The sequence below is a fragment of the Streptococcus sp. k-163 genome (assembly GCF_013277555.1).
Taxonomy (GTDB): Bacteria; Bacillota; Bacilli; order Lactobacillales; family Streptococcaceae; genus Streptococcus.
This window is the reverse complement of record NZ_VMND01000010.1, coordinates 49,961-74,012: the sequence shown is the minus strand read 5'-3', so window position 1 is coordinate 74,012 and position 24,052 is coordinate 49,961. Positions and strand designations below refer to the sequence as shown.

The window sequence follows — 24,052 nt, the reverse complement described above, 5'->3', positions numbered from 1 at the left end:
ACCACTTTTTACAGTTTATCTAAACAATCCAGCAATTCTTGATAAGCATGGACTTCGTAAGTTGGCTGGGCTTGTGTGTGATTTTCGAGGTGATGAGGGTTGTACCAGATAGTGTCAATCCCAGCATTATTGCCACCTTGAATATCAGCAGTTAGAGAATCTCCAATCATCAGCGTCTCTTCTTTGCTAAAGCCAGCAATCTGCTGACCGATTTTTTCATAGAAAAGAGCATCAGGCTTTTGTGTTTGCAACTGTTCTGAGATAAAGACTTGATTGAAATAAGGCGCTAGACCAGATTGAGCCAAACGCCCTGTCTGAATGGCAGTAATTCCATTTGTCGCAGCATACAGCTCATAATCTCGCTCGATAAGGCTGTCTAAGAGTTCATGCGCGCCTGAAAAAGTTTGTCCCTGCTGGGCGAGGTAAAATTGGTAACGCTGGGCTAGAAAACTACCATCTTTTTCCTGTCCAAAGTGAGCAAATAAACGAGAAAAGCGCGTGTTAACCAGCTCTTGTTTGCTGATTTTCTTTTGCTCCAAATCCTTCCAGAGAGCCTTGTTCATAGGAACGTAATAGTCTTTGTAGGCTTGGATATCCGCAACTCCTTCTTCTTTTAGAAGTTGCGTCAGAGCCACATCCTCAGAAGCATCAAAATCAAGCAAGGTGTGGTCGAGGTCGAAAAGTAGAAATTTGTAGGACAATTTGAGATTTTCCTTTCTAAGATAAACAACTTTCACATCATTAGGCTGTTTAATGTAAAAACTTAAAAGTAGTATAGTATCACAAAGAATAGTAGTTCCAATTGATTAACTAATCCATACTATTCTAGTCAAGTTTATTTTTATTATAGAAAAATCTTCTATAAATTCGAGCAATGGTTAAAATACATACAAATATGACTCCCAAAATAGATAATACTATTTTCACAAAACTCATTTCCGAACCTATGACATAGATATGAAAAAGAGGGGCTAGTCCTACACATATATACAATAGATAATTTATAAAGTTTATTTCACCAAATCCTGCAAAAAAAAATGTTTCATTTTAAATATCCCAATTTTACCTTTCGTCTTTATAATCCGCTAACAACTCTATTGACTTCTCTTTTTTTGAAAAATCTTGACAGCAAATTTACTCCACTTAATGCTACTAAGACTTCAATGGGTAAAAAATAGTAATCCCATATCAAATGAGAAATCAGCAATGTTAGAAATAGTATACAGTCAATATAACTATTCTGAAAATACTCTGTAATTACATAATACAGAAACACCACAAACATCAAAATTAAAATAAGCATCATAATACTATCATCCTGTTCTTAATTTATTGTCACTTTTTCCATCCCATTCCATTCATCAATAGCATTAAAAAATCCAATCAATAAATGATTACCTACTCACTAATACTATTCTAAAATTTAATTTTTTGGGGGATTTAGTAACGCAATTCCAATTAGCAATACACCTAATATAAATAAAAGTATTTCCCAAAATTTATTCTCAGTTTTAATAAAAGGTATAAGATACATACTAACCAATATGGAACTTACTCCTAAAAGAGCAAATATTAGTCTAACTTTATCACTTAGTCGAATCATCTTCTATCCTCATAAAATAAGTAAGTGCTCCATTCAGTGCAACGTTTCTCCAAAAAGAAAGCAATCCCTTGTGTAGAGATGATACTTCATTAAGAGACACATCTCTTCATTACCTAGATAAGATACTTTTTTGCATAATCATATTCTATAGATGAACAGATTTGCAAACCTAATTAGTTGAAATTATTTCATTTGTTGTACGAACAGGATGAATCTAGATTATCTTCTTATTACTAATCAATATTCTTCGTGATTTCATCTTGGCATATTTTCTATTCATACAGAAATCAAAATTTTGCCTTAAGCAACTTGTATAATAGAAAAAATCTAATTGATTGATTCTAATAAGTTGCATTCTAATTTGATCAACCTTTTCTGGCCAGTTGTTATTGTTACTAATAGAAATCTCATACAGTAGTAACTCGACAAAACCTGTACACAGAAGGGTGTTCTGAGAATATTCGATTTTTTTAAATATCTCTTCAAAGAGTTCACTCTCCGTTAAAAAGGTAGATTGGTTAATCGCATCATACAGCTGAAGAGACATTAGATCAGAATAAGTTAGCTCTGATTTTTGTATTTTATCCTTTAACGTATTGGTCAAATACCTGTCAAACGAATCTTCTTTTTGCCATTTATTTTGATTGAAAAGAAATTCCGTCTTATTAAAAATGAGATGGTTGATATCCATTATAGTCCAAAAAAATATTGTTATAAGCACAATTAGAACAATAGGCATTTTAAAAACAAAGGCTGCTATAATGACTATTTCAAGAATAAAACTCCATATAATTCTAGATTTCAAATCATCAGGCAACAAACTTTTACGATGAAATGAAAAATAGGGCGAGAATCTCACATTAACTTTTTTCCTTTTTATAAAAATAAAGGGAAAAATCGTAATAAGGCCTCTTTTCTTGTATAAATCTTTCAATGTATATACTAGGTCTAAAACTATTTTTGAGAAAATCAAGCTACAGAAAGTAAGACCCATACTGATAACAAAATCAAGGGGAATTTCCAAATTCAATGGCAAGTTATTCACTAAGACATGCAACTCTAACCACAAGCCTAAAAAAGAGAGCATTAGTAAGAAAATAATTAGTTTACGCATCATAATTTTACAGTACCCTTATCTTTTTTTAATTTTGCATAAATCATTATTGCTATGATTAAAAGTAAAAAGACGATATTCATCCAAATAATCAGCTTTTTAAGACAAACAATTGCTTCGATATTGTGTTTTAAAAAGAAGAATCCCTTGTATATTTTCAATTTATATTACTTCTTATTTTTAAATAACTCATACTCTTTTTCTCTAATAAAGGGAAGTGAAAAATTAGAAAAAATTAGTAGAATTGAAAACAGATATTCGTCTTTTTGTATCACTAAAACATAACCTAAAAATATATAGACAATCAAATCTAGTACAAAAAGAGAAAATATCCTCCTTTTCATTACCTTACTTGTCTTAAAAATTCTGTTTAATAGAATCTTTATCGTAGTATCTACACAAATTTTTATCAAAAAGATAAGAGTCAATACACGATTATCAACTGTACCATGAAGAATAAATGGAAATATAGTTAATATAAAACTAGAAATCTCTAAATATTTTATCCAAAGAGATTGAGACATCTTACTTTTAAACTGACTAATTTTCCTATACTCGCTAGCTAGTCTAGTATCAAAATCTTTACCAAGTTTATTAAAGATTAAGAACTCCAGGATAAAAATACTGATTAATACGATATAAGTAGAAACGTTTCCTGGGAAATATTTATTGATTAAAATCGGGAAACTCATTAACAGAATCGAGTTTATCGCCAAACAAATGGACACTATTTTATTCTTCACAGAGTATATAGGTAACGATACTATTGAATAGAGAAATGCTAAAAAAATAAGCAAGAAATACTCTGTGCTACTAATTAGCGGCGCCCTTAATGATAAAAATAGATAGGCACCCCACACGATGATATGCGCTTTACGAATTGACTCTAGATTACTCATCTACCTACTCCTAAATCTATTTTTAGTTCACATTCTCTTTCAAACAAGTCATAAACGTTTCATGATCTTTTCTTCTTTTACATTAGTTAAAGTTGAAGTACATTTTTTGCAAGTGAAAATATAATTATTATTTGGAGATCCAAAATATCTATCCCTCTTCTAGACCTAAACCAAGTCAGATTAAAGATACAAATATAATGGTAGGGCTTTCTTTTACTTTAGACTATCATAAAACAAGGAATCTTTCAACAAAATTCATTGGCAAACTACTATTCTAGAAGATTGACAGCTCAAATCTTTCAGAATAGAACAATTCTATCTATCGAACACCCTAATTTCATAAATATCTATGTAATTCTAGACCTAGAGTTACTATAAAATAAATGTTTTCGCACTATTCTAAACCATTGATTGCCTTAAATTTTAATTTTTAAAGTATTCTAAAGCTAGAATAGTCCCATCACAATCAGTTTTGAATTATTATACTCAATGAAAATCAAAGAGCAAACTAGGAAACTAGCCGCAGGCTGTACTTGAGTACGGCAAGACGACGTTGACGTGGTTTGAATTTGATTTTCGAAGAGTATTAACAATTTAGAAACGCTATGATTCCACTCCTTTTACATTAAAAAGGAACTGCATGAAGCAATCCCTTTCTGATTTTGAAATTATTTACTTAAAATTTGATAGTAGAGATAATCAATAACTCACCTATAAAAAGAGTTATAGTAAAATTCCTTATTTATTGATTTCAAGTTCCGCCAACTGTGTTTGAATAACTGACAGTTCTGCACCAGCCTGCAGAAGAGCTGCTGCAGTATAGGCACCTTCTACAATTGGAACCCTGTTGATGATGATACTCTTATCACTGAAATCAGCCACCATTGCTAAGTTCATTTTAGCAGAACCTAGGTCAAAAAAAGCTAATAAAGTATCTGCTGGATTTTCGGAAACAACCCTATCTACTTGATCAAAACTCGTTCCAATTCCTCCATCTTCGGTTCCTCCTACATAAGTAATCGGAACATCTTTAGCTACTTCACTAATCAGTTCAACGACACCTTGTGCAATGTGTTTGGAATGTGAAACGATAACAAGACCAATACTTCCCATTAAACCACCCCAGTTTCTAAAAGAGCAGTAAAGAGTAATCCTGATGAAAATGATCCAGGATCAATATGTCCAAGAGAACGTTCTCCTACATAAGATGCCCTTCCTTTAGTTGCAAGTAAATCTTTGGTAGCATTCACTACCTTATCAATAACCTCTTGAGTCAATTGGCCAGCAGACAAGGCAGCAATAACAGGAGTCCAAACGTCAACCATTGTCTTTTCTCCAACTTCTGCTTTCCCACGTTTGATAATCATATCCAAACCGCTTTGTAATATTTCCTCTATTTTCGAATTAGAATCAGCCTTGACCATGCCCATAAAAGCAGAGCCATACAAGGGACCAGAAGCACCGCCTACCTTGCTCAGTAGTTGCATTGAGACAAGTTTAAAAACATCACTGCTGGTCTCAAATTGCTTTCCTTCTAAGTTTTCCATAACTGCAGCCATGCCACGCGCCATATTTCCACCGTGGTCTCCATCTCCTATAGGGGTGTCTAGCTCACTAAGGTAATCTTTCTGTTCTTGAATCTTTTCATTAAAAAGCTTCATCCATTCAAGTGTTTGTTCAGCATTCATGCGACATTTCCTCCTTGAGTTTTACCAAGCTGGGGTAGTAACAGGTGCATTTAGAGCATCCAACCACTCATCATCTGCCAATCGAATCAATGTTAATGACAAGCCAGCCATATCGATTGATGTCATATAGTTTCCAATTTTCTTAAATGCCAAGTCAACACCTTTTTCATGGAGTAATTTAGCCACATCATTTGCAAATACGTATTGCTCCATAAGAGGAGTACTTCCTAAACCATTGATGAGAAGGCCATAGCGTTCACCAGCCTTAAGTTGGAAACCTTCAGATAGTTTTTCAACCAATTCTGAGGCCAATTGTGCTGAAGGTTGCATTTTCTCTTTTTTATATCCTGGCTCACCGTGAATACCAACTCCATATTCAAATTCATCTTCTTCTAGAACAAAACCTGGTTTCCCAACCTCAGGAACGGTTGCTCCAGACAAGGCTAGCCCAATTGTTTTAATTTCTAAGACAAGTTTATCGGCCAAGTCCTTCATTTCAACTAATGATTTACCAGAACGAGCCGCATCTCCCAAAATTTTATGGACTAATATAGTACCTGCGACACCTCGACGACCTTGGGTATAGAGACTATTTTCAACCGCAATATCATCATCGACTACAACACTTGCTACATCAATACCTTCCATTTCAGCAAGTTCTTGTGCAATTTCAAAGTTCATGATATCCCCAGAATAATTCTTGATGACCATGAAAACTCCAGCACCTTCATCAGCCGCCTTAATGGCTTCTAAAATTTGGTCCGGAGTAGGTGAAGTGAAGACTGCTCCACAAATGGCAGCAGACAACATTCCATCTCCTACAAATCCAGCATGACTTGGTTCATGTCCTGAACCTCCACCTGAAATGAGACCAACTTTTCCTGTCTTTTCTGCCTTTCTAACGATGACATCGAAACCATCTAAGCGTTCTACCAAGTCATCATGCATGAATGACAATCCCTGCAACATTTCATCAACAACTTGTGTCGGTTCATTTATAATTTTTTTCATGAGAAACTCCTTTCGGCATGTATCTTTGTTTTCGCTTTCATTATATATTTTTTATTGCTGGATGATAAGGGACAGATTCTATTATTTGTCCCCTTTTAAACCCATTTAAAACATTTTTTGGTAAAATGAAGTAAGTAAAAGAAAGGCTTCCTATGGCATCATCACTTATTACAAAAAAACGAATTGCCAAGGCATTTAGAGACCTATTAGCTACTAGAGAATTTGATAAAATCTCTATTGTAGATATCATGGAATCAGCTGGCATTCGTAGACAGACCTTTTATAATCACTTTCTTGACAAGTATGAACTGCTAGACTGGATATTTGAAAATGACTTAACCGAGTATATCACCAATAACTTGGACTTCATTTCAGGTCAAAAACTATTACAAGAATTATTTTTTTATTTCGAACAAGAGCGTGACTTTTATATTCAACTTTTTGATATTCAAGGGCAAAATAACTTCTATGACCAATTTATCAGCTACTGTCGCTTGCTTGTATCAAAAATTTTAAAAGAATACGGTCAGATTGATATCGATTCATCTTCTTATACTTGTTTTTTGTTAGACTATCATTCACATGCTCTAGCAGAAATCGTGAAGGCTTACGTCAATAAAAAAAGTCCAGTTCCACAACCAGACTTTCTAATCATGACAATTATTGGAAAGAGACCACAATGACATTTATTTCAAATCATAAACAAAAAATTATTTCAAGTTACATTTTGGCAACTGTCAGCAGTCATCCTGAATTAGAAAAACACCCTACCTTACCATTAGTCTATCAAAAAAATCGAAATCCTCATCAGGTTCCAATATTGTCGGGTGGAGGTTCAGGTCATGAACCTGCTCATATTGGATATGTGGGAGAAGGAATGCTTACAGCTGCTATCTATGGCCAATTATTTACTCCACCTACAAGAAATGAAATCTTAGAGTCCATTCGTTTTTTAAATAATGGACAAGGTGTCTTCATCATTGTAAAAAATTTCGAAGCAGACATCAAAGAATTTAGCTCGGCCATTAACACTGCTAGAAAAGAAGGAATTAAAGTTGGCTATAGTCTAGCACACGACGATATTTCAATTGAACCTCACAATAGATTTCAAATTAGAGGAAGAGGGCTTGCAGGGACTATTTTACTTCATAAAGTTCTAGGATATGCAGCTCAGAATGGTGCCGACATCGAGCAACTAACTGATTTAGGTCATCAGCTTGCTCCCGAAATCGCAACAATTGGCTTTGCAACGAAATCTGCTAGTCTCCCCCAAGCCACCCTTCCACTATTTAACTTGGAAGAAGGAAATATTTCTTATGGTATTGGGATACATGGCGAAGAAGGCTATCGTATCGTCCCATTCCAATCATCGGAAATCCTTGCAAATGAAATTATAAGCAAATTAAAATTGCACTATCATTGGAAAAAAGGTGATCAATTTATATTGCTTGTAAATAATCTAGGTACTACCAGTAACTTAGAAATGGGCATATTTATCAATGATCTCCTTCAACTCTTAGAAATTGAAGGAGTCACTATTACCTTTATAAAATCAGGAACATTTATGACTAGTTTGGATATGGCAGGTATATCCGTAACTCTTTGCCCCGTAAAAAATAAACAGTGGTTAGAAGCGCTCAATGCTCCAACGACAGCTTTTGCATGGTAATTTGCTTGTATAACTCAAAAGGGCTACATCACTTAATGGCCCTTTGTTTTTATCTTACTTTTAAAAGAACTCATTCTTGCCATTTCAAATAGGCCATCTATCCCTTACAATTCTTCTGATGTGCTTTGATTTTTTTCAGAGCCCAATCATAGTGGCTTGACGTGCTACTAACAAAGTAGGAACCTAGACTTGTCCCACCCGTCCACTTATAGACACCTTTGGTAAAGAGTTCGTCAGTGCTGAAGCCTTCTATCAACTTGAAAACCTTTCTATGTGATTGCGCCAATAGTCTAGTCGCCTCTTCTAAGGAGGTTTTCTGGTGCTTCTTCCAAAAAGCGACATTCATTTGTCCATAAGTTTTCCAATTATAAGGTTCAGGAAGAAAAGGTCTTTCGTGACCTTTTTGATTAGAATGTACCCAAGTCAACAGTAACTGCTGCCATTCATAGAGATGGATCAGAACATCTCTTAGATTTTTATCTCTTTTCCAGTGCGCTTCCTTTTTCTTTTGGTCTTTTGAAAAATCAAATGGAGTCTGTAACTCATCTTCACTTAATTGAGAGATGAAGAGGTTAAGCTTTTCATAATTTTCCTTAGAGGCCAGCATTAGCTCCTCTTTTGTTTTCGGTCTAGGCACAGAGTTCTCCCTTCATATTACTAGTTATTATTAGAAATTTTTTATCCTTTAAATCTCTATAACTTATCCTTTAATTTCTCAACAAAGAGATAGGCTGCTGGACAGGTCAAAGTATTCTTAATCGTCAAATGGTTGATTTGATGGATCTTTTTACGGTCTGTATGGGGAAATTCACGACAGGCCTTGGGACGAACATCATAGATGGAACAGAGATTATCTCCTCCTAGAAAGGGACAAGGCATGGATTTAAAAACCTTATCACCATCTTCATCTACCTGCAGAAACTCCGCTTCAAAAGCTGGTAATTTCATCTTAAAGTACTTAGCAATACGAGTGATATCTGCTTCCTTGAAGTCAGGTCCCAATGTCTTGCAACAGTTGGCACAGGCCGTACAATCAATCTCCGTAAATACTTCTTGGTGAATCTGCTGGGCTATCTTGTCTAGGTTTTTAGGAGGTTTTTTCTTTAGATTGGCTAAAACTTTTCGATGCTCCTTCTGCTTTTGCAAGGCTAGCTGGTGGTAATACTCAATATCAATTTCTTTAGACATAATTTCTCTCTTATTCTATTTGTTTCCCCTTATTATATCATGCCTCTGACTCCTTGAAAAGTGAACTTCATAAGAGCATTACTTTTCCAAAATGCGTCAAAAAACCTTGCAACTAGGTTACAAGGTTAATCACATTAATCGAAGTTAACGTATTCTTTTTGAAGTTCAAGAACTTCTTCCATTGTTGAACACTCTGTAAGGGCACGGTTAGCGTACTCTTCCATCTTAGCAGTGTCCAATTTCTTCATCAAGCTACGTGTACGAAGGACTGATGTTGCTGACATAGAGAACTCATCCAAGCCCATTCCGACAAGAAGGGGGACAGCTTTTTGGTCACCAGCCATCTCACCACACATACCAGCCCATTTACCTTCAGCGTGAGCTGCCTTGATAACGTTGTTGATCAAGCGAAGGATTGATGGGTTATATGGTTGGTAAAGGTATGAAACTTGTTCGTTCATACGGTCTGCTGCCATTGTATATTGGATCAAGTCGTTTGTACCAATTGAGAAGAAGTCAACTTCTTTAGCAAATTGGTCTGCAAGCATCGCTGCTGCCGGGATTTCAATCATGATACCAACTTGGATATCATCCGAAACTGCAACTCCTTCGGCAAGAAGGTTTGCTTTTTCTTCATCAAAGACTGCTTTGGCTGCACGGAATTCTTTCAATAGCGCAACCATTGGGAACATGATACGCAATTGACCATGAACAGAAGCACGAAGAAGAGCGCGAATCTGTGTGCGGAACATTGCATCTCCAGTTTCGGCAATAGAGATACGAAGGGCACGGAATCCAAGGAATGGGTTCATTTCATGTGGCATATCGAAGTAAGGAAGTTCCTTATCTCCACCAATATCCATTGTACGAACAACCACTGGTTTACCATTCATTCCCTCAAGAACAGCCTTGTATGCTTCATACTGCTCATCTTCAGTTGGGAAGTCTTGAGAATCCATGTACAAGAACTCTGTACGGTAAAGTCCAACAGCTTCTGCACCGTTGTTGTTAACACCTTCAACGTCTTTTGGAGTACCGATGTTAGCTGCCAACTCGAAGTGTTTACCGTCAGCAGTCACTGTTTGAGCATCTTTCAAAAGTGCCCATTCAGCTTTTTGTTTAGCATAAGCCTCACCAGCTGCTTTAAATTCTGCCGCTTGTTCATCTGTTGGGTTGATAATCACTTCACCAGTAATTCCGTTAACGGCAAGGATATCGCCGTCTTTCACTACTTCAGTGATGTTATTTGTTCCCAATACAGCTGCAATTTCAAGTGTACGCGCCATGATAGCTGAGTGGCTTGTACGTCCACCGATGTTAGTTACAAAAGCTTTTACAAAGTTTTTGTCCAATTGAGCTGTATCAGATGGTGTCAAGTCATGTGCAATCACGATTACTTCTTCGTTAATAGAAGCTGGGTTTGGCAATTTCTTACCAAGAAGGTTTGCCAATACACGTTTTGTCACGTCGCGGATATCCGCTGCACGTTCTTGCATGTATGGGTTGTCTTCCATACCTTCAAAGATAGTAATGAACATGTCAGTCACTTCTTTAAGACCTGCTTCAGCGTTGACTTTCTTAGCACGGATTGTTTCTTTAATCTGACCGATCAATTCTGGGTCAGAAAGAACCATCAAATGAGCGTCAAAAACTTGAGCCGCTTCCTCACCTAGCGTACCTACAGCTTTCTCGCGGATAAGAGAAAGCTCGTTTTGAGAAGCTTCAAGAGCAACATCCAAACGAGCCTCTTCTGCGTTTGTATCTTCGACTGAAACAGTCTCGAATGACAAATCCGGTTGAACGAGTAGATATGCTTTTGCAACTGCAACACCGTCAGATGCTGCGATTCCTTTAAGCATTTCTGTCATTGTCCTTATGCCAATCCTTCTTTTTCCATTGTTTCTGAGATTGCAGCGATTGCGTCATCTGCATCTGCACCTTCAGCTGAGATCGTTACGTCAGCACCTTGGCCAACACCAAGACTCATAACACCCATGATTGATTTAAGGTTAACTGATTTACCTTTGTACTCAAGAGTGATATCTGAAGCAAATTTGCTAGCAGTTTGTACCAACAATGTTGCTGGACGTGCGTGAATACCTGTTTCTGCCACTACGTGGAAATCTTTAGAAGCCATAGTTTGACTCTCCTTTTGTTCTTTCTTTTTTGAGTTATATTTGATAACCCTTACAATTTGGTATTATATCATCTTCTAGGATTTTTTTCAAGTATTTTATGGGATTTATTCGATTTCCTTTTCAGATAACTTGCAGAAAATCTTCTATCTTATGTAACAAAACACAGGATATAGTTTCTTTAAAAACGATTTATAGGATAATCATTGCTGTTTTATAAAACAAACACTACATATTGTGTTTTGTGAGCTTGACTAGAAAAACAGACCACTATATTTAGTTTTAAATCATTGACAAAAATTTATTTTCTGATATACTAGGATAGAACTAAATTTTAAAGAGGAGTTACACAATGGTAACCGTTTATTCTAAAAACAACTGTGTTCAATGTAAGATGACCAAGCGTTTCTTGGACAGTAATAATGTCGCTTATCGTGAAATCAATCTTGATGAGCAACCTGAGTACATCGATCAGGTTAAAGAGCTCGGTTTCAGCGCAGCTCCTGTTATCCAAACACCAACTGAAGTCTTTTCAGGTTTCCAACCAGGAAAACTGAAACAATTAGCATAATCTTAGTACATCATCCAGAAGAAACTGCTTCTAGGGCTAACTTAGAAGCCTTTCTTTTGTAATTAGATAAGGGAAATTTTATGGGATTAAAACATCTTGAGGACGTGACTTACTTCCGTCTCAATAACGAAATCAACCGTCCTGTCAATGGGCAAATCATGCTTCATAAAGATAAGGAAGCCTTGGATGCTTTCTTTAAAGAAAATGTAGTTCCAAACACTATGGTTTTTGATTCAATCAAAGATAAAATCAACTACCTCATTGACCACAACTACATCGAAACAGCTTTTATCAAGAAATACCGTCCAGAATTCTTGGAAGAATTGTCTCAATTTATTAAAGAACAAAACTTCCAATTCAAGTCGTTCATGGCTGCCTATAAATTTTACAATCAATACGCCTTAAAGACTAACGATGGGGAATATTATCTTGAAAGTATGGAAGACCGTGTCTTCTTTAACGCTCTTTATTTCGCTGATGGCAATGAGGCTGTTGCAATCGATATTGCAAATGAAATCATCCACCAACGCTACCAACCTGCTACTCCTTCTTTCTTGAATGCTGGACGTGCTCGTCGTGGAGAATTGGTATCTTGCTTCTTGATCCAAGTCACTGATGATATGAACTCTATCGGACGTTCTATCAACTCTGCCCTTCAACTTTCTCGTATCGGTGGTGGAGTGGGTATTACCCTCAGCAACCTTCGTGAAGCTGGAGCTCCTATTAAAGGATATGAAGGAGCAGCCTCTGGTGTCGTACCAGTCATGAAACTCTTCGAAGATAGTTTCTCTTACTCTAACCAATTGGGTCAACGTCAAGGTGCTGGGGTTGTTTACCTCAATGTCTTTCACCCAGATATCATCGCCTTCCTTTCAACTAAGAAAGAAAACGCCGATGAAAAAGTTCGTGTAAAGACTCTTTCACTTGGTGTCGTGGTACCAGATAAATTCTACGAATTGGCGCGTAAAAATGAAGAAATGTACCTCTTCAGCCCTTACTCTGTAGAAAAAGAATACGGTGTGCCATTCAACTACATCGACATCACTGAAAAATACGATGAATTGGTCTCAAATCCAAACATCCGTAAGACAAAAATCAAGGCGCGTGATTTGGAAACTGAAATTTCTAAATTGCAACAAGAATCTGGCTACCCTTATGTGGTCAACATTGATACGGCTAACCGTGCAAATCCTGTTGATGGTAAGATTATCATGAGTAACTTGTGTTCTGAGATTCTTCAAGTCCAAGAACCAAGCTTGATCAACGATGCTCAAGAATTCCTTCAAATGGGAACAGACATTTCATGTAACCTTGGTTCAACCAACGTGGTCAATATGATGACTTCACCTGACTTTGGTCGCTCTATTCGTGCTATGGTTCGTGCTTTGACCTTTGTTACTGATAGTTCTCATATCGTAGCTGTGCCTACGATTGACCACGGAAATAGCCAAGCCCACACCTTTGGACTCGGTGCCATGGGACTTCACAGCTACCTTGCCCAACAACTGATTGAGTATGGGTCACCTGAGTCTGTTGAATTTACAAGCATCTACTTTATGCTTATGAACTACTGGACCTTGGTTGAGTCAAACAATATCGCGCGTGAACGCGGTATTACCTTCCATAATTTTGAAAAATCAAACTATGCTAAGGGAAGCTACTTCGACAAGTATGTAACTGGCGAATTCCTTCCAAAATCAGACCGTGTTAAAGAACTTTTCAAAGATGTCTTTATTCCAAGTGCTTCTGATTGGGCTGAACTTCGCGACAAGGTTCAAGCAGATGGACTTTACCACCAAAACCGTCTAGCTGTTGCCCCAAATGGTTCAATCAGTTACATCAATGACGTCTCTGCTTCTATCCACCCGATTACACAACGTATCGAAGAGCGTCAAGAAAAGAAAATCGGGAAAATCTACTACCCTGCTGCTGGCTTGTCAACAGAAACCATTCCTTACTACACTTCTGCTTACGACATGGATATGCGTAAGGTGATTGATGTCTATGCTGCTGCAACTGAGCACGTGGACCAAGGACTTTCACTTACTCTCTTCATGCGTAGTGATATTCCAAAAGGTCTTTACGAATGGAAGAAAGAAAACAAACAAACGACACGTGACTTGTCTATCCTTCGTAACTATGCCTTTAACAAGGGTATCAAGTCTATCTACTACGTCCGTACCTTTACAGATGATGGTGGAGAAGTCGGCGCTAACCAATGTGAAAGCTGTGTGATTTAATTTTTATTCTAAATTGTTCAAATTTATAGCTTAACTTTTCAAATTAGGAGAAGTATATGTTTGGATTCAATAAATCAAAAAGAGAAAATGATAGATTGAGATTTGAAAACTCTGTTTTAAAGGAGTTACATTCACAAGATAAAAAGAGAATATCCTATCTTAAAAAAGAAAAAGAAACTTTAGAAAACGAAACTAATACAATCGCTTCTGATGCACTACGAAAAGGTAGTTCAGTATCAGGAAAGTATTTGTCTCAAAAAAGAATTCAAAAAAACGAGAGATTATAAACATGGAAACTTACTACAAAGCCATTAACTGGAATGCCATCGAAGATGTCATCGACAAATCAACTTGGGAGAAACTGACGGAGCAATTCTGGCTCGATACACGTATTCCCTTGTCTAACGACTTGGATGACTGGAGAAAGCTATCAAGTGTAGAAAAAGACTTAGTTGGAAAAGTCTTTGGTGGTTTAACCCTTCTCGACACTATGCAATCTGAAACTGGGGTTCAAGCCCTTCGCGCGGACATCCGTACACCACATGAGGAAGCTGTTTTCAATAACATCCAATTTATGGAATCTGTCCACGCTAAATCTTACTCATCAATCTTCTCTACCTTGAATACTAAGGCTGAGATTGAAGAAATTTTCGAATGGACCAATACCAATCCTTACCTACAAAAGAAGGCTGAGATTGTCAACGAAATCTACCTAAACGGTAGCCCACTTGAAAAGAAAGTTGCCAGTGTCTTCCTCGAAACCTTCCTCTTCTACTCTGGTTTCTTCACGCCGCTCTACTATCTTGGTAACAACAAACTAGCCAACGTTGCGGAAATCATTAAATTGATTATTCGTGATGAATCTGTTCACGGAACCTACATTGGTTACAAATTCCAACTTGGTTTCAATGAATTACCTGAAGAAGAGCAAGAAAAACTCAAAGAATGGATGTACGACCTGCTCTACACTCTCTACGAGAACGAAGAAGGTTATACAGAGAGCCTCTATGACGGTGTTGGTTGGACGGAAGAAGTCAAAACCTTCCTTCGCTACAATGCTAACAAGGCACTCATGAACCTGGGACAAGATCCACTCTTCCCAGATTCAGCTGATGATGTCAACCCAATCGTTATGAACGGTATTTCAACAGGAACTTCCAACCACGACTTCTTCTCTCAAGTCGGAAATGGTTACCTCCTGGGCGAAGTTGAAGCCATGCAAGACGATGACTACAACTACGGTTTGGACTAATTCAATTATCCCAGAACTGAGAGCCAAAAACATCATGGTTTGTTTAAAACAACCATGATGTTTTTGTTTTTGTTTTCTTTTGTTTTTTAAATTGATTGATTGAACACTTTATGATAAAATAGTAATAGAAATAGAGGTGATAACGATGTTAAAGCAGGAAAAACTAGATAATATTCTAGAAACAGTAAATACAAAGGGAACTATTACTGTAAAAGAAATTATGACTCGCTTGGATGTATCAGATATGACTGCTAGACGCTACTTACAAGAGTTAGCTGACAAAGATTTACTTGTTCGTGTGCACGGTGGAGCTGAAAAAATTCGCACAGGCTCCATTTTAAACAATGAACGTTCCAATATTGAAAAACAAAGTTTACAAATCGCAGAAAAACAAGAAATCAGCCGTTTTGCAGGTCATTTAATTGATGAGGGGGAAACTATTTTTATCGGCCCAGGTACAACCTTGGAATCTTTTGCCCGCGAACTTCCAATCGATAATATTCGTGTTGTAACAAACAGTTTACCAGTCTTTCTCATCTTAAACGAACGAAAACTAACAGATTTGATTTTAATCGGTGGAAACTATCGCTCTATCACTGGAGCATTTGTGGGAACACTAACCTTGCAAAACTTAGCCAATCTCCAATTTTCTAAAGCTTTCGTAAGCTGTAATGGTATTCAGGACAATGCGATTGCGACCTTTAGTGAAGAGGAAGGGGAATCTCAACGCATCGCCCTCAACAATTCCAATAAAAAATACTTACTAGCTGATAATAGTAAGTTCAATAAATTTGATTTCTATACCTTCTACAATATCTCTGATATTGATACCATCGTTTCAGATTCTAAACTGAGCAAAGAAACCTTCGAACAACTTTCAAAACAAACAAAAATTATTCTTTCTAAACCATAAAACTGAGGATTGATAAAATATAAAATGCGTTACATCAAGAAAATAAGAATCTTGATGTGACGCATTTTTGGATGAAGATTTTTACAAAGAATTTCCTAGATTATTTATGATTGTTGAAACGGCATAAAATCTGAATCAAAGGAGATATTATCCCATTCTTCAGGATTGATAAAATTTAAAAAGATATTTTTAAATTCTTCCAGCTCATAGTCTGAATGGCAAATCCATTCTTTACCGGTAGAGACATACCATTTCCCAAGTTTTTTCAGCTCCTCATTAGTCAAACACGGTATTTGAGAACATTTTTCGAAATTTATAATATAAACTTTTTCATAAATAGATTGGATAAAATCTTTGAACATATTTTTGCCTCACTAGAATTCTATATCTAATTACTCATTCTACTACTCAATCACTTGAGTTTTCGCTACTTTCTTGTACCAATGAGCTGATTTCTTCGGATAACGTTCTTGAGTTTCAAAGTCTACATAGAAGAGACCGTAACGTTTTTCATAACCGTTTGACCATGAGAAGACATCCATCAACGACCAAATGAAGTAACCTTTTACATTAGCACCATCTGCAATCGCATCAGACAGAACTTCCAAGTGTTGCTTCACGTAATCAATACGACCATCATCGTAAACAGTGTTATCAACAAACTCATCTTTATATCCAAGACCATTTTCGGTGATGTAGATTTTCTTATAGTTCGGATAATCTTTCTTCACGCGCATGATTTGGTCATACAAACCTTGAGGGTAGATAATCCAATCCCAATCAGTACGTGGTACATAATCCGGAGCTACACGACGACCAACACCTTTGATTTGATATTTAGAGCTTCCTTTCTCACCCTTACCATTATGGATAATTTCAGTTTCTCCATCAAATGCTTCCATCCAGTCACTCATATAGTAGTTGATTCCTAGGAAATCATTCAAGTCTTTTGCGGCTTCTAATACTTCGAAATCTTCTTCACGAAGATCTAAGCTACCACCATTGACTGATAAGATATGGTTGATACCTTCCATCGTTTCAGCTGAATAGCGACCTAGATAAGTTGCATCCAATATAAATTTATTGTGAATAATATCTTCCAACTCAGCTGCACGAACATCTGCTGGATTTTTAGGATCTAAAGGATACTTGGTTGGCAGTGCGTGAACAACACCAATTTCGCCTTTATAACCTTTATCTTTATATAGCTTGACTGCACGCGCATGAGACACCATCATATTGTGGTGTGATTGGAAGACTTTGGTAAGGTCGTACTGAATACCTGGAGGGAATTTCCCAACCAAGTATTGACCATCACCGATTGGTCCGATTTCATTGAAGGTTGTCCAATAGTTTACTTCTGGAAATTCTTCAAAACAGAAGGCAGCGTAGTCTACAAAGTGTTCGATATTTTCACGGTTTAAGAAGTCTCCATTTGAGTGGAGAGCTTCTGGCGTGTCAAAGTGGTGAAGAGTTACGAAGGGCTCAACGTGACGTTTGTGGCACTCCGCAAATAGATTATGATAAAACTCAACACCTTTCTGATTTACTTGACCGTAACCGGTTGGGAAAATACGTGACCAAGCAATAGAAATTCGAATACCATTGACACCATACTCTTCTGCTAGCTTGAGGTCAACTGGATATCGATTGTAAAAATCACTAGCTGGTTCGGCAGTGTACCAGTAGTTATCTTCAAGATATTTATCCCAAGCAACTGGTCCTTTTCCATCAGTATGCGTAGCGCCTTCTGCTTGATAGGCAGCTGTTGCGCCACCGAAAATAAAGTCTTTTGGAAGTGTTTTTGTCATTTTTTCACCTATTTCTTGATTTAAAAAAAATAAAAGTGAGAGGAGAGGAGTCAGTGAGCCATCCTTCTCCATCTCACTTCTTGTAGCAAGTCACTGAATTGTGACATGAGGAGGTAAAAACGATATCTTTTTACCGACGAATTAATAAGGCGATTAGGAAATTAGCCATAGCGATTTCCGTAACGAGAGGAAACTATTTCAGAGTCCCTATTATTAATCGAATTGTGACATGAGGAGGTAAAAACGATATCTTTTTACCGACGAATTAACAAGGCGATTAGGAAATTAGCCATAGCGATTTCCGTAACGAGAGGAAACTATTTCAGAGTCCCTAGCCTTAATCGAATTGCGCTTGTACGAATGCAAGAGCACCTTTTCCATCACGGGTTAACTTGATGTATTGAGCGCCTTCTGTCTTGGCAAGTTTAATACCGAGTTTATCTGTTTCTGCTTTCATATCTTCAAAGTTTGAAGCAACTTGAGGGGCAAGGATAACCAAATCAAACTCTGGCAACATTTCACGGTGAGCACCATAACCACCTGCTGCTGCTTTCACAGGAACATTGTATTCTGCAGCTGCCTTGTTCAAAGCATTTGCAAGAAGTCCACTTGTACCTCCACCTGCACAGAGAACGAGGACATTTGTTTCTTCAGTGATGGTATTTTGTGTTGCTTCTACACCCGCTTTTTCAAGAATAGCATCTGCTTTTGCAGTGTTGAAGTTTGCAGCAACTTTTTCTTTCAATTCATCATTAGACTTACCTGAACGTTCTTCTTCAAGAATTTGTTCATCATAGACCTTAAGGAATGGATAGTAAATGACTACGTCAACCACGATTAGAAGGGCAGCAAGAATAAATGATAGAACTTGGAAGTTAGTTCCAAGAACTAGACCTAGTGGAGCTGGAGTTGTCCATGGTAGGTTAGCAGTGAATGAGTTCATTCCAAGAGTTTCAATAAAGAACTTAAAGATCCAAACGTTCGTGATTGGAGCAAAGATAAATGGAATGAAGAAGATTGGGTTTAACACAAGTGGTGCACCAAACAAGATTGGTTCATTTACACCGAAGAAGGTAGGAACTACTGAAGCACGTCCGATGGCACGGTTACGTTTTGATTTCGTTAACCACATGAACATGAATGGAACAACCAGTGTCGCACCAGTACCACCCATGGTAACGATAAACATTTGTGTACCAGAAGTAAGGATCTTGTCAGCGTGCATCCCTTGTTGGAGAAGGTTCAAGTTGACTTCGGCATTTGCATAGGTAATAGCTGCGATTGCTGGTTCAACAATAGATGGACCATGAATCCCAACAAACCAGAAGAAGGCAAAAGCACCAAAGATAATGGTAATACCAAGATAACCATCAGCAGCAGAGAAGAGTGGTGCAAAGAATTTACCGATTGATTCAGCTACACTTGCACCAACAAAATGACGAGCTAGTAAATCAAGAGCATAAAGTGAAACAACTGAGAGAGTGAATGGAATCACATCTTTAAAGACTTGTGAGATATTTGGTGGAACTTCGTCAGGCATACGAATAGTGACGTTGTTCTTAACACAAACCTTATAGATGGCTACAGTAACAAAGGCAGCAAGGAAGGCTGAAAGCAAACCTTTTGTCCCCAAGAATCCAGTAGCTAGACCATTTTCGATAGGGTCAGCTGCCAACATCAACAAACCAACAATTGCTGCCAATAATGTTGACATATAGTTGATTTGATTTGTCTTCTCCATGCTACGGTTTACTGAGTCGGTCAATGACTTAGCTGTTGTACCAGCTACCAACAAAGCCAAGATACCCATTGAATAGCTGTAAGGTTTCATCAGAAAAGCTACAACTTCATCAGACCATTTAAAGCCCCATGAGTTTGGTACAAAAGCAATCAAGATAAAGATACTTGAGAAGAGAATAACAGGCATTCCTGCGATAAATCCATCACGAATAGCACGAAGATAGATATTTCGAGATAGTTTTTCAAAGAAAGGCTTTCCTTTCTCGATATAGGCAATTAACTTATTCATTATTTAGCTCCTCTTTTATAAAGTTCAATTAAATGATGCATCAAATCTTTTAGCAAGATTGTTGTCATCAGGTGATCTTGGCCATGCATCATGGTTACACTATATGCTAAATCCTCGCCAGCTGCTTCCTTAGTCAATAGACTTGTTTGCGCGTGGTGAGCTTCAGCAATGCAAGCACCAGCTTCCTCGACTAAGCTATCTGCTTTCGCAAAATCGCCAGCTTCAGCAGCTTTCAAGGCTTCCAATAGTTTTGAACGAGCATCGCCAGCATAGGCTACGATTTCAAAACCTAACAATGTTACTTCTTCTCTATTCATGATAGAATTCTCCTTATATAGTTTTAAATAAATTTTTATGACAATAAACGTTGGATATGTAGAACTAGATAAACTCGTTCACTTTTATACAAATCAAGACCCGTATGTTGCGTAATCACATCATAGATCTTGGAACCAATCTCGAAGGCTTTTGGATAGGATTGTTTAATATGATCTTCCATATCCAGAAGTGATTGGTTATCATCTCTAGATCTGTCTAGATAATCCAAGAAATAATTCAAATGGATCATAAAGCGATCATAGAAATGGTTATTCTCTTTGGTTCGTTGAATTGCATATTCCGTTAAAACTTCTTCAACATTCCTGAGAATTTCTTTCCTTTTATCAATCGATTCAACCATTTGAACTTCATTCTCACCCTCAGCATTGATGAAATGATAAGCAATCCGAATAATTTCGTCCTCAGGAAAATGATCTGCTAGCTTCTGACGATAAATTTCAAAAGCCTCATTTGCAATTTGAAAAGCGACAGGATACTTAGTGGAAATATCTGGCAGATTACTATCCTTGTACCTTCCTTGCGCTAGAGCTTGGTAAGAACAGTAAATATGATCTGTCAAGGTTACGTAGAGATACTCTTGAATCGGATAATGATATTTCTTTGATAGTTTATCAATGATTTCATAAGTCACTGTGATAAAATCAAGCGGAACATCTTTGAGGAGAGCCATAAAGTTTTCTCTGGACTCTTCGGTCTTCATCCGAAAGATTTTCTCAACCTGATTTTCAGCAATCAAATCTCCCTTCTTCTTTCCAAATGCAATCCCCTTACCAATTACAATCACTTCTTCTCCTTTATCATTTCTGACAAGCGAGACATTGTGATTTATTGGATTTAGAATTCGATACATGTCAACCTCCTTTTATATTTTAAAGGTATATGAGTATAAAAAATGACCACAAATGAACTAGAAAATCATCCGATTTCTAATTCACCTGTGATCATGCCTAATATTACTTAGTAACACTCACCTTGTATTAACTTGTAACTGTATTCTATCATAATGCTGATAATTTGTAAACCCTTACGAAGAACTTTTTTATTTTTTTGAGTATTCTTTTATCAAAAAATAAAATCATAAACAAAATTAAGAAAACAAGTGTTTATAATTCAGAAAATTTCATCTCAATTTAAAAACAAGTGTACTAATAACTCTATATTTTTTTGAAAGCCCCAAACCAAAATCCATTATTCCTAATAAACAACTCATCACCAAAAGCTCTAGTATGTTTTGAACCGATTTCTAATTTTACAAGACGCATAGGAGCCAATAATTCAATTAACTCACTTTCTGTATAAACTCTTTCTAACATTGAATCTAGTTTTCTACGTATATAACCTTTTTCTAGTAAAGAATTATCAGGAATTGCGTCTCGGAAAATTCCATCTTTCCGTGGACAATAAAAATAATACATTCCTCCTGTTTTCAACATCCTTTTTACCTCTGAAAAATAGTTCTGTCTATCTTTTTCATCCACTATAAATGTAATCGCAGACATTATATCAAATATAGAATCGAAATGGTTGTCAGGAAAATCTAAACCTTTACCTACATCTGTCTGTGTTATATGACAATTAAATTGTGGAAATGACTTAGTCAATAATTGTTTTGCACTATCAGCGGCCTCCTTTGTTAAATCTACACCACAATAAGTATCAGCATAATGATTTTCAATTAAATAGTAAAGATTCCTTCCAAAACCACAACCAACTTCTAATACCCTGCACTCATCGTTTTGAGTAACGATTTGATTTCTCAAAGAAAAAATCTTTTGAACTGCATCATTAGGAACTAAGCGTGTCTCTGTTTTTGATGATTGGGCATGTAATTCTTCCCATTTCTTGTGATTATCTTCATTTAAAACAAATGTATCCATTGAACTCTCCATATCTCATTATCGTTTCTACATGATGAAATCCAGTACTCTTTAACATTTCTTTATTTTCAGCATGAGTGTGGTTAATCATAACTCCCTCCAAGCTCAATTGCTTAGATAGAATTTCTTCTGGACTAAATCCATGTTCTTGCTTGAATTTAATATAATTGGAAACTATCAACTTATTTACCTTCGGATCTGTCATGATTTCTTTCTCAAATAGAATAAACGCTCCACCTTCAACTAAAGATTCATATATTTTTGATAAAATCTTTATTCTCTTGTCTGGAAGAATAAACTGAAGGAAATAATAGCTAATAATTAAATCGCTGGGTTCTAACCTAGCTTCCTCCACGGAGCTTGTTATGAATTCAAGCTCAGGAAATTTCGATTGTGCTACCTGATTCATTTCTGGAATCTCTTCTATCCCGATAAAACGAACTTCTTTTTTAGACTTGTGACGCTGGTATAATTTACCAATCAGATTACCCGTTGCGGAGCCTAGCTCATAACATAAGGAATGGTCAGATGACAAACAAGGTCATGTCCTTCATCATATAAAGGAATGGATTGTCTAACATGCTCATCAAAATATTGAGCTACACCATTACCAAAACTCCATTGTGTTCCATTTTAAATAACAATATCATTTCCAACTTCCATAGACTACTCCTCTTCTCCCTTGACTTTCCAGTTTACTAATACCAATGCTAACACAACCATCGAACCCCCAAGAACCAAATTCAATGTAAACGGCTCATGTAAGCCTATAATAGAAAAGATAGTTGAAAATACTGGAACTAAAAACAAGAAACTGCTAGCTACTGTTGCTCCCCTTTGTCCTAGACTATAAAACCACAGTCCAAACGAACCAACAGACGCAGGAATAATTAACCATATAAACCAAACCCAGCCCCAAAATCCTAAATTTAGAAAGTTATAACTTTCATGCACAGGTATTGAGAATAAGTAAAGGAATACCCCACCTAATAACAATTGCCAAGCTGTAAATATCCATGGACCGTTATCAAAAGGAATTTTCTTGGTGACAACTGTATTGATTGACCAACAAAATGAACCAAGTAAAGCAAACAAAGCACCTAAACTAAACGCAGATACATCTAGTCCAATACAAGTAACAACTCCAGCCACACCTAATATTAAGGCACTTATCTTCTGAATAGTCAATGTATCTTTTAATAAAAAATGTGCTAAGAAAGCTAACCAAAGAGGATTCGTAAATAAGATAATGGAAGACATCGATGACGACACATCATGAGCTAGGGCAAGATTAAGAAATCCCATGGTTCCAGCTGTCTGTAAGAGCCCGATAGTCACAACCAATATAAACCCCTTTATCTTGCTACCTTGACTTTTAGGGATGATAGTCCCTCCCTTGCCAAATAAAAACGATAATACCAACATCACTAACCCAGCAATAATAAATCGAACACCCCCAAGTAATAATGGAGGAGTCTTTTCAACTACTATGAGATATTTCCCAGTTGGAAAAGACGACCCCATAAAAAGTGTGGTAAGTAATATAGAAATCAAAAAAATAAAATTTGAACCTCGTTTCATTTATTTCACCTTCTTTCAAAAGATATTGATGATATTTTTTGTCTTTTATTCTACTCTTTTAAAAATGAATGTCAAGAGATTTATCAAAAAATTCCAAGATTATTTTTTTAAACTCCTATGTATTGAGAAAAA

General features: G+C 36.6%; 27 protein-coding genes. 7 read left to right on the top strand and 20 right to left on the bottom strand.

The features are described 5' to 3' along the window. Nucleotides 1-8: 8 nt before the first annotated feature. From HT731_RS04185 to dhaK, 8 genes are all read right to left on the bottom strand, one after another. Nucleotides 9-701: a YjjG family noncanonical pyrimidine nucleotidase gene (locus HT731_RS04185; RefSeq protein WP_173277766.1), complete on the bottom strand. Its 693-nt coding sequence runs from the start codon at nucleotides 699-701 to the stop codon at nucleotides 9-11. A 124-nt stretch (nucleotides 702-825) separates the two neighbouring features. Continuing rightward, nucleotides 826-1,014, bottom strand: coding sequence for a hypothetical protein (locus HT731_RS09555; RefSeq protein WP_345889923.1), 189 nt, complete (start codon nucleotides 1,012-1,014; stop codon nucleotides 826-828). Nucleotides 1,015-1,075: 61 nt separating this feature from the next. Continuing rightward, on the bottom strand, nucleotides 1,076-1,306 hold the full coding sequence (locus HT731_RS09365; RefSeq protein ID WP_240151633.1) for a hypothetical protein: 231 nt from the start codon (nucleotides 1,304-1,306) through the stop codon (nucleotides 1,076-1,078). 511 nt (nucleotides 1,307-1,817) lie between these two features. Then, nucleotides 1,818-2,720 (bottom strand): hypothetical protein, encoded by a 903-nt coding sequence (locus HT731_RS04180; protein ID WP_173277764.1) that lies wholly within the window; start codon nucleotides 2,718-2,720, stop codon nucleotides 1,818-1,820. Between the two features lie 164 nt (nucleotides 2,721-2,884). Beyond that, nucleotides 2,885-3,616 carry a hypothetical protein gene (locus tag HT731_RS04175; RefSeq protein WP_173277762.1) on the bottom strand — a complete coding sequence of 244 codons (732 nt, stop codon included), beginning with the start codon at nucleotides 3,614-3,616 and terminating at the stop codon, nucleotides 2,885-2,887. 738 nt (nucleotides 3,617-4,354) lie between these two features. Further along, the gene (gene dhaM, locus HT731_RS04170; protein WP_173277760.1) at nucleotides 4,355-4,729 is read right to left on the bottom strand and encodes a dihydroxyacetone kinase phosphoryl donor subunit DhaM; all 375 of its coding nucleotides are present in this window, start codon (nucleotides 4,727-4,729) and stop codon (nucleotides 4,355-4,357) included. Continuing rightward, nucleotides 4,729-5,304 carry a dihydroxyacetone kinase subunit DhaL gene (dhaL, locus tag HT731_RS04165; protein ID WP_173277759.1) on the bottom strand — a complete coding sequence of 192 codons (576 nt, stop codon included), beginning with the start codon at nucleotides 5,302-5,304 and terminating at the stop codon, nucleotides 4,729-4,731. The genes dhaM and dhaL overlap by 1 nt, the downstream gene beginning before the upstream one ends. Nucleotides 5,305-5,325: 21 nt before the next feature. Next, on the bottom strand, nucleotides 5,326-6,315 hold the full coding sequence (dhaK, locus tag HT731_RS04160; protein ID WP_153197029.1) for a dihydroxyacetone kinase subunit DhaK: 990 nt from the start codon (nucleotides 6,313-6,315) through the stop codon (nucleotides 5,326-5,328). Between the two features lie 152 nt (nucleotides 6,316-6,467). On the opposite strand from dhaK, the gene dhaS reads away from it, so the two are divergent. After that, the gene (dhaS, locus tag HT731_RS04155; RefSeq protein ID WP_049531345.1) at nucleotides 6,468-6,998 is read left to right on the top strand and encodes a dihydroxyacetone kinase transcriptional activator DhaS; all 531 of its coding nucleotides are present in this window, start codon (nucleotides 6,468-6,470) and stop codon (nucleotides 6,996-6,998) included. Beyond that, a complete protein-coding gene (gene dhaQ / locus HT731_RS04150; protein WP_173277757.1) occupies nucleotides 6,995-7,984 on the top strand; it encodes a DhaKLM operon coactivator DhaQ in 990 nt (329 codons plus the stop codon). The genes dhaS and dhaQ overlap by 4 nt, the downstream gene beginning before the upstream one ends. Before the next feature lie 97 nt (nucleotides 7,985-8,081). Here the strand turns inward: dhaQ and HT731_RS04145 are convergent, their stop codons facing one another. The 4 genes from HT731_RS04145 to HT731_RS04130 all read right to left on the bottom strand — a co-directional run bounded on the left by HT731_RS04145 (nucleotide 8,082) and on the right by HT731_RS04130 (nucleotide 11,309). Beyond that, nucleotides 8,082-8,621, bottom strand: a complete 540-nt coding sequence (locus tag HT731_RS04145) for a ClbS/DfsB family four-helix bundle protein (protein ID WP_173277755.1) — start codon at nucleotides 8,619-8,621, stop codon at nucleotides 8,082-8,084. Nucleotides 8,622-8,677: 56 nt separating this feature from the next. Then, nucleotides 8,678-9,172: a YkgJ family cysteine cluster protein gene (locus HT731_RS04140; RefSeq protein WP_020903329.1), complete on the bottom strand. Its 495-nt coding sequence runs from the start codon at nucleotides 9,170-9,172 to the stop codon at nucleotides 8,678-8,680. 134 nt (nucleotides 9,173-9,306) lie between these two features. Next, nucleotides 9,307-11,040, bottom strand: coding sequence for a phosphoenolpyruvate--protein phosphotransferase (ptsP, locus tag HT731_RS04135; RefSeq protein ID WP_173277753.1), 1,734 nt, complete (start codon nucleotides 11,038-11,040; stop codon nucleotides 9,307-9,309). Between the two features lie 5 nt (nucleotides 11,041-11,045). Continuing rightward, entirely contained in the window at nucleotides 11,046-11,309 is a 264-nt protein-coding gene (locus HT731_RS04130) for a phosphocarrier protein HPr (RefSeq protein WP_000146947.1), read from the bottom strand. 350 nt (nucleotides 11,310-11,659) lie between these two features. On the opposite strand from HT731_RS04130, the gene nrdH reads away from it, so the two are divergent. The 5 genes from nrdH (at nucleotide 11,660) to HT731_RS04105 (ending at nucleotide 16,283) form a co-directional block, all read left to right on the top strand. Then, a complete protein-coding gene (gene nrdH / locus HT731_RS04125; RefSeq protein ID WP_000259240.1) occupies nucleotides 11,660-11,878 on the top strand; it encodes a glutaredoxin-like protein NrdH in 219 nt (72 codons plus the stop codon). Between the two features lie 80 nt (nucleotides 11,879-11,958). Further along, complete coding sequence (gene nrdE, locus HT731_RS04120) at nucleotides 11,959-14,118, top strand: class 1b ribonucleoside-diphosphate reductase subunit alpha (protein ID WP_173277751.1); 2,160 nt, start codon at nucleotides 11,959-11,961, stop codon at nucleotides 14,116-14,118. Nucleotides 14,119-14,174: 56 nt separating this feature from the next. Then, nucleotides 14,175-14,405: a hypothetical protein gene (locus HT731_RS04115; RefSeq protein ID WP_173277750.1), complete on the top strand. Its 231-nt coding sequence runs from the start codon at nucleotides 14,175-14,177 to the stop codon at nucleotides 14,403-14,405. Between the two features lie 2 nt (nucleotides 14,406-14,407). Next, nucleotides 14,408-15,370 (top strand): class 1b ribonucleoside-diphosphate reductase subunit beta, encoded by a 963-nt coding sequence (nrdF, locus tag HT731_RS04110; RefSeq protein ID WP_000451389.1) that lies wholly within the window; start codon nucleotides 14,408-14,410, stop codon nucleotides 15,368-15,370. 145 nt (nucleotides 15,371-15,515) lie between these two features. Then, nucleotides 15,516-16,283, top strand: a complete 768-nt coding sequence (locus tag HT731_RS04105) for a DeoR/GlpR family DNA-binding transcription regulator (protein ID WP_000917575.1) — start codon at nucleotides 15,516-15,518, stop codon at nucleotides 16,281-16,283. Nucleotides 16,284-16,387: 104 nt separating this feature from the next. On the opposite strand, the gene HT731_RS04100 is transcribed toward HT731_RS04105, so the two are convergent. From HT731_RS04100 to HT731_RS04065, 8 genes are all read right to left on the bottom strand, one after another. Continuing rightward, a complete protein-coding gene (locus tag HT731_RS04100) occupies nucleotides 16,388-16,645 on the bottom strand; it encodes a DUF3884 family protein (RefSeq protein ID WP_000471582.1) in 258 nt (85 codons plus the stop codon). 42 nt (nucleotides 16,646-16,687) lie between these two features. After that, nucleotides 16,688-18,094, bottom strand: coding sequence for a 6-phospho-beta-galactosidase (gene lacG, locus HT731_RS04095; RefSeq protein WP_173277748.1), 1,407 nt, complete (start codon nucleotides 18,092-18,094; stop codon nucleotides 16,688-16,690). 337 nt (nucleotides 18,095-18,431) lie between these two features. Next, nucleotides 18,432-20,123, bottom strand: coding sequence for a lactose-specific PTS transporter subunit EIIC (locus HT731_RS04090; RefSeq protein ID WP_173277746.1), 1,692 nt, complete (start codon nucleotides 20,121-20,123; stop codon nucleotides 18,432-18,434). After that, entirely contained in the window at nucleotides 20,123-20,440 is a 318-nt protein-coding gene (locus HT731_RS04085) for a PTS lactose/cellobiose transporter subunit IIA (protein WP_049548115.1), read from the bottom strand. The genes HT731_RS04090 and HT731_RS04085 overlap by 1 nt, the downstream gene beginning before the upstream one ends. 35 nt (nucleotides 20,441-20,475) lie before the next feature. After that, nucleotides 20,476-21,312, bottom strand: coding sequence for a transcription antiterminator (locus HT731_RS04080; RefSeq protein WP_173277745.1), 837 nt, complete (start codon nucleotides 21,310-21,312; stop codon nucleotides 20,476-20,478). Nucleotides 21,313-21,616: 304 nt separating this feature from the next. Then, nucleotides 21,617-22,339 carry a class I SAM-dependent methyltransferase gene (locus tag HT731_RS04075; RefSeq protein ID WP_000379363.1) on the bottom strand — a complete coding sequence of 241 codons (723 nt, stop codon included), beginning with the start codon at nucleotides 22,337-22,339 and terminating at the stop codon, nucleotides 21,617-21,619. Then, the gene (locus HT731_RS04070) at nucleotides 22,317-22,874 is read right to left on the bottom strand and encodes a methyltransferase domain-containing protein (protein ID WP_240151635.1); all 558 of its coding nucleotides are present in this window, start codon (nucleotides 22,872-22,874) and stop codon (nucleotides 22,317-22,319) included. Before HT731_RS04070 ends, HT731_RS04075 begins: the two co-directional genes overlap by 23 nt. A 131-nt stretch (nucleotides 22,875-23,005) precedes the next feature. After that, nucleotides 23,006-23,920, bottom strand: coding sequence for a DMT family transporter (locus tag HT731_RS04065; protein ID WP_050215894.1), 915 nt, complete (start codon nucleotides 23,918-23,920; stop codon nucleotides 23,006-23,008). Nucleotides 23,921-24,052: the final 132 nt, after the last annotated feature.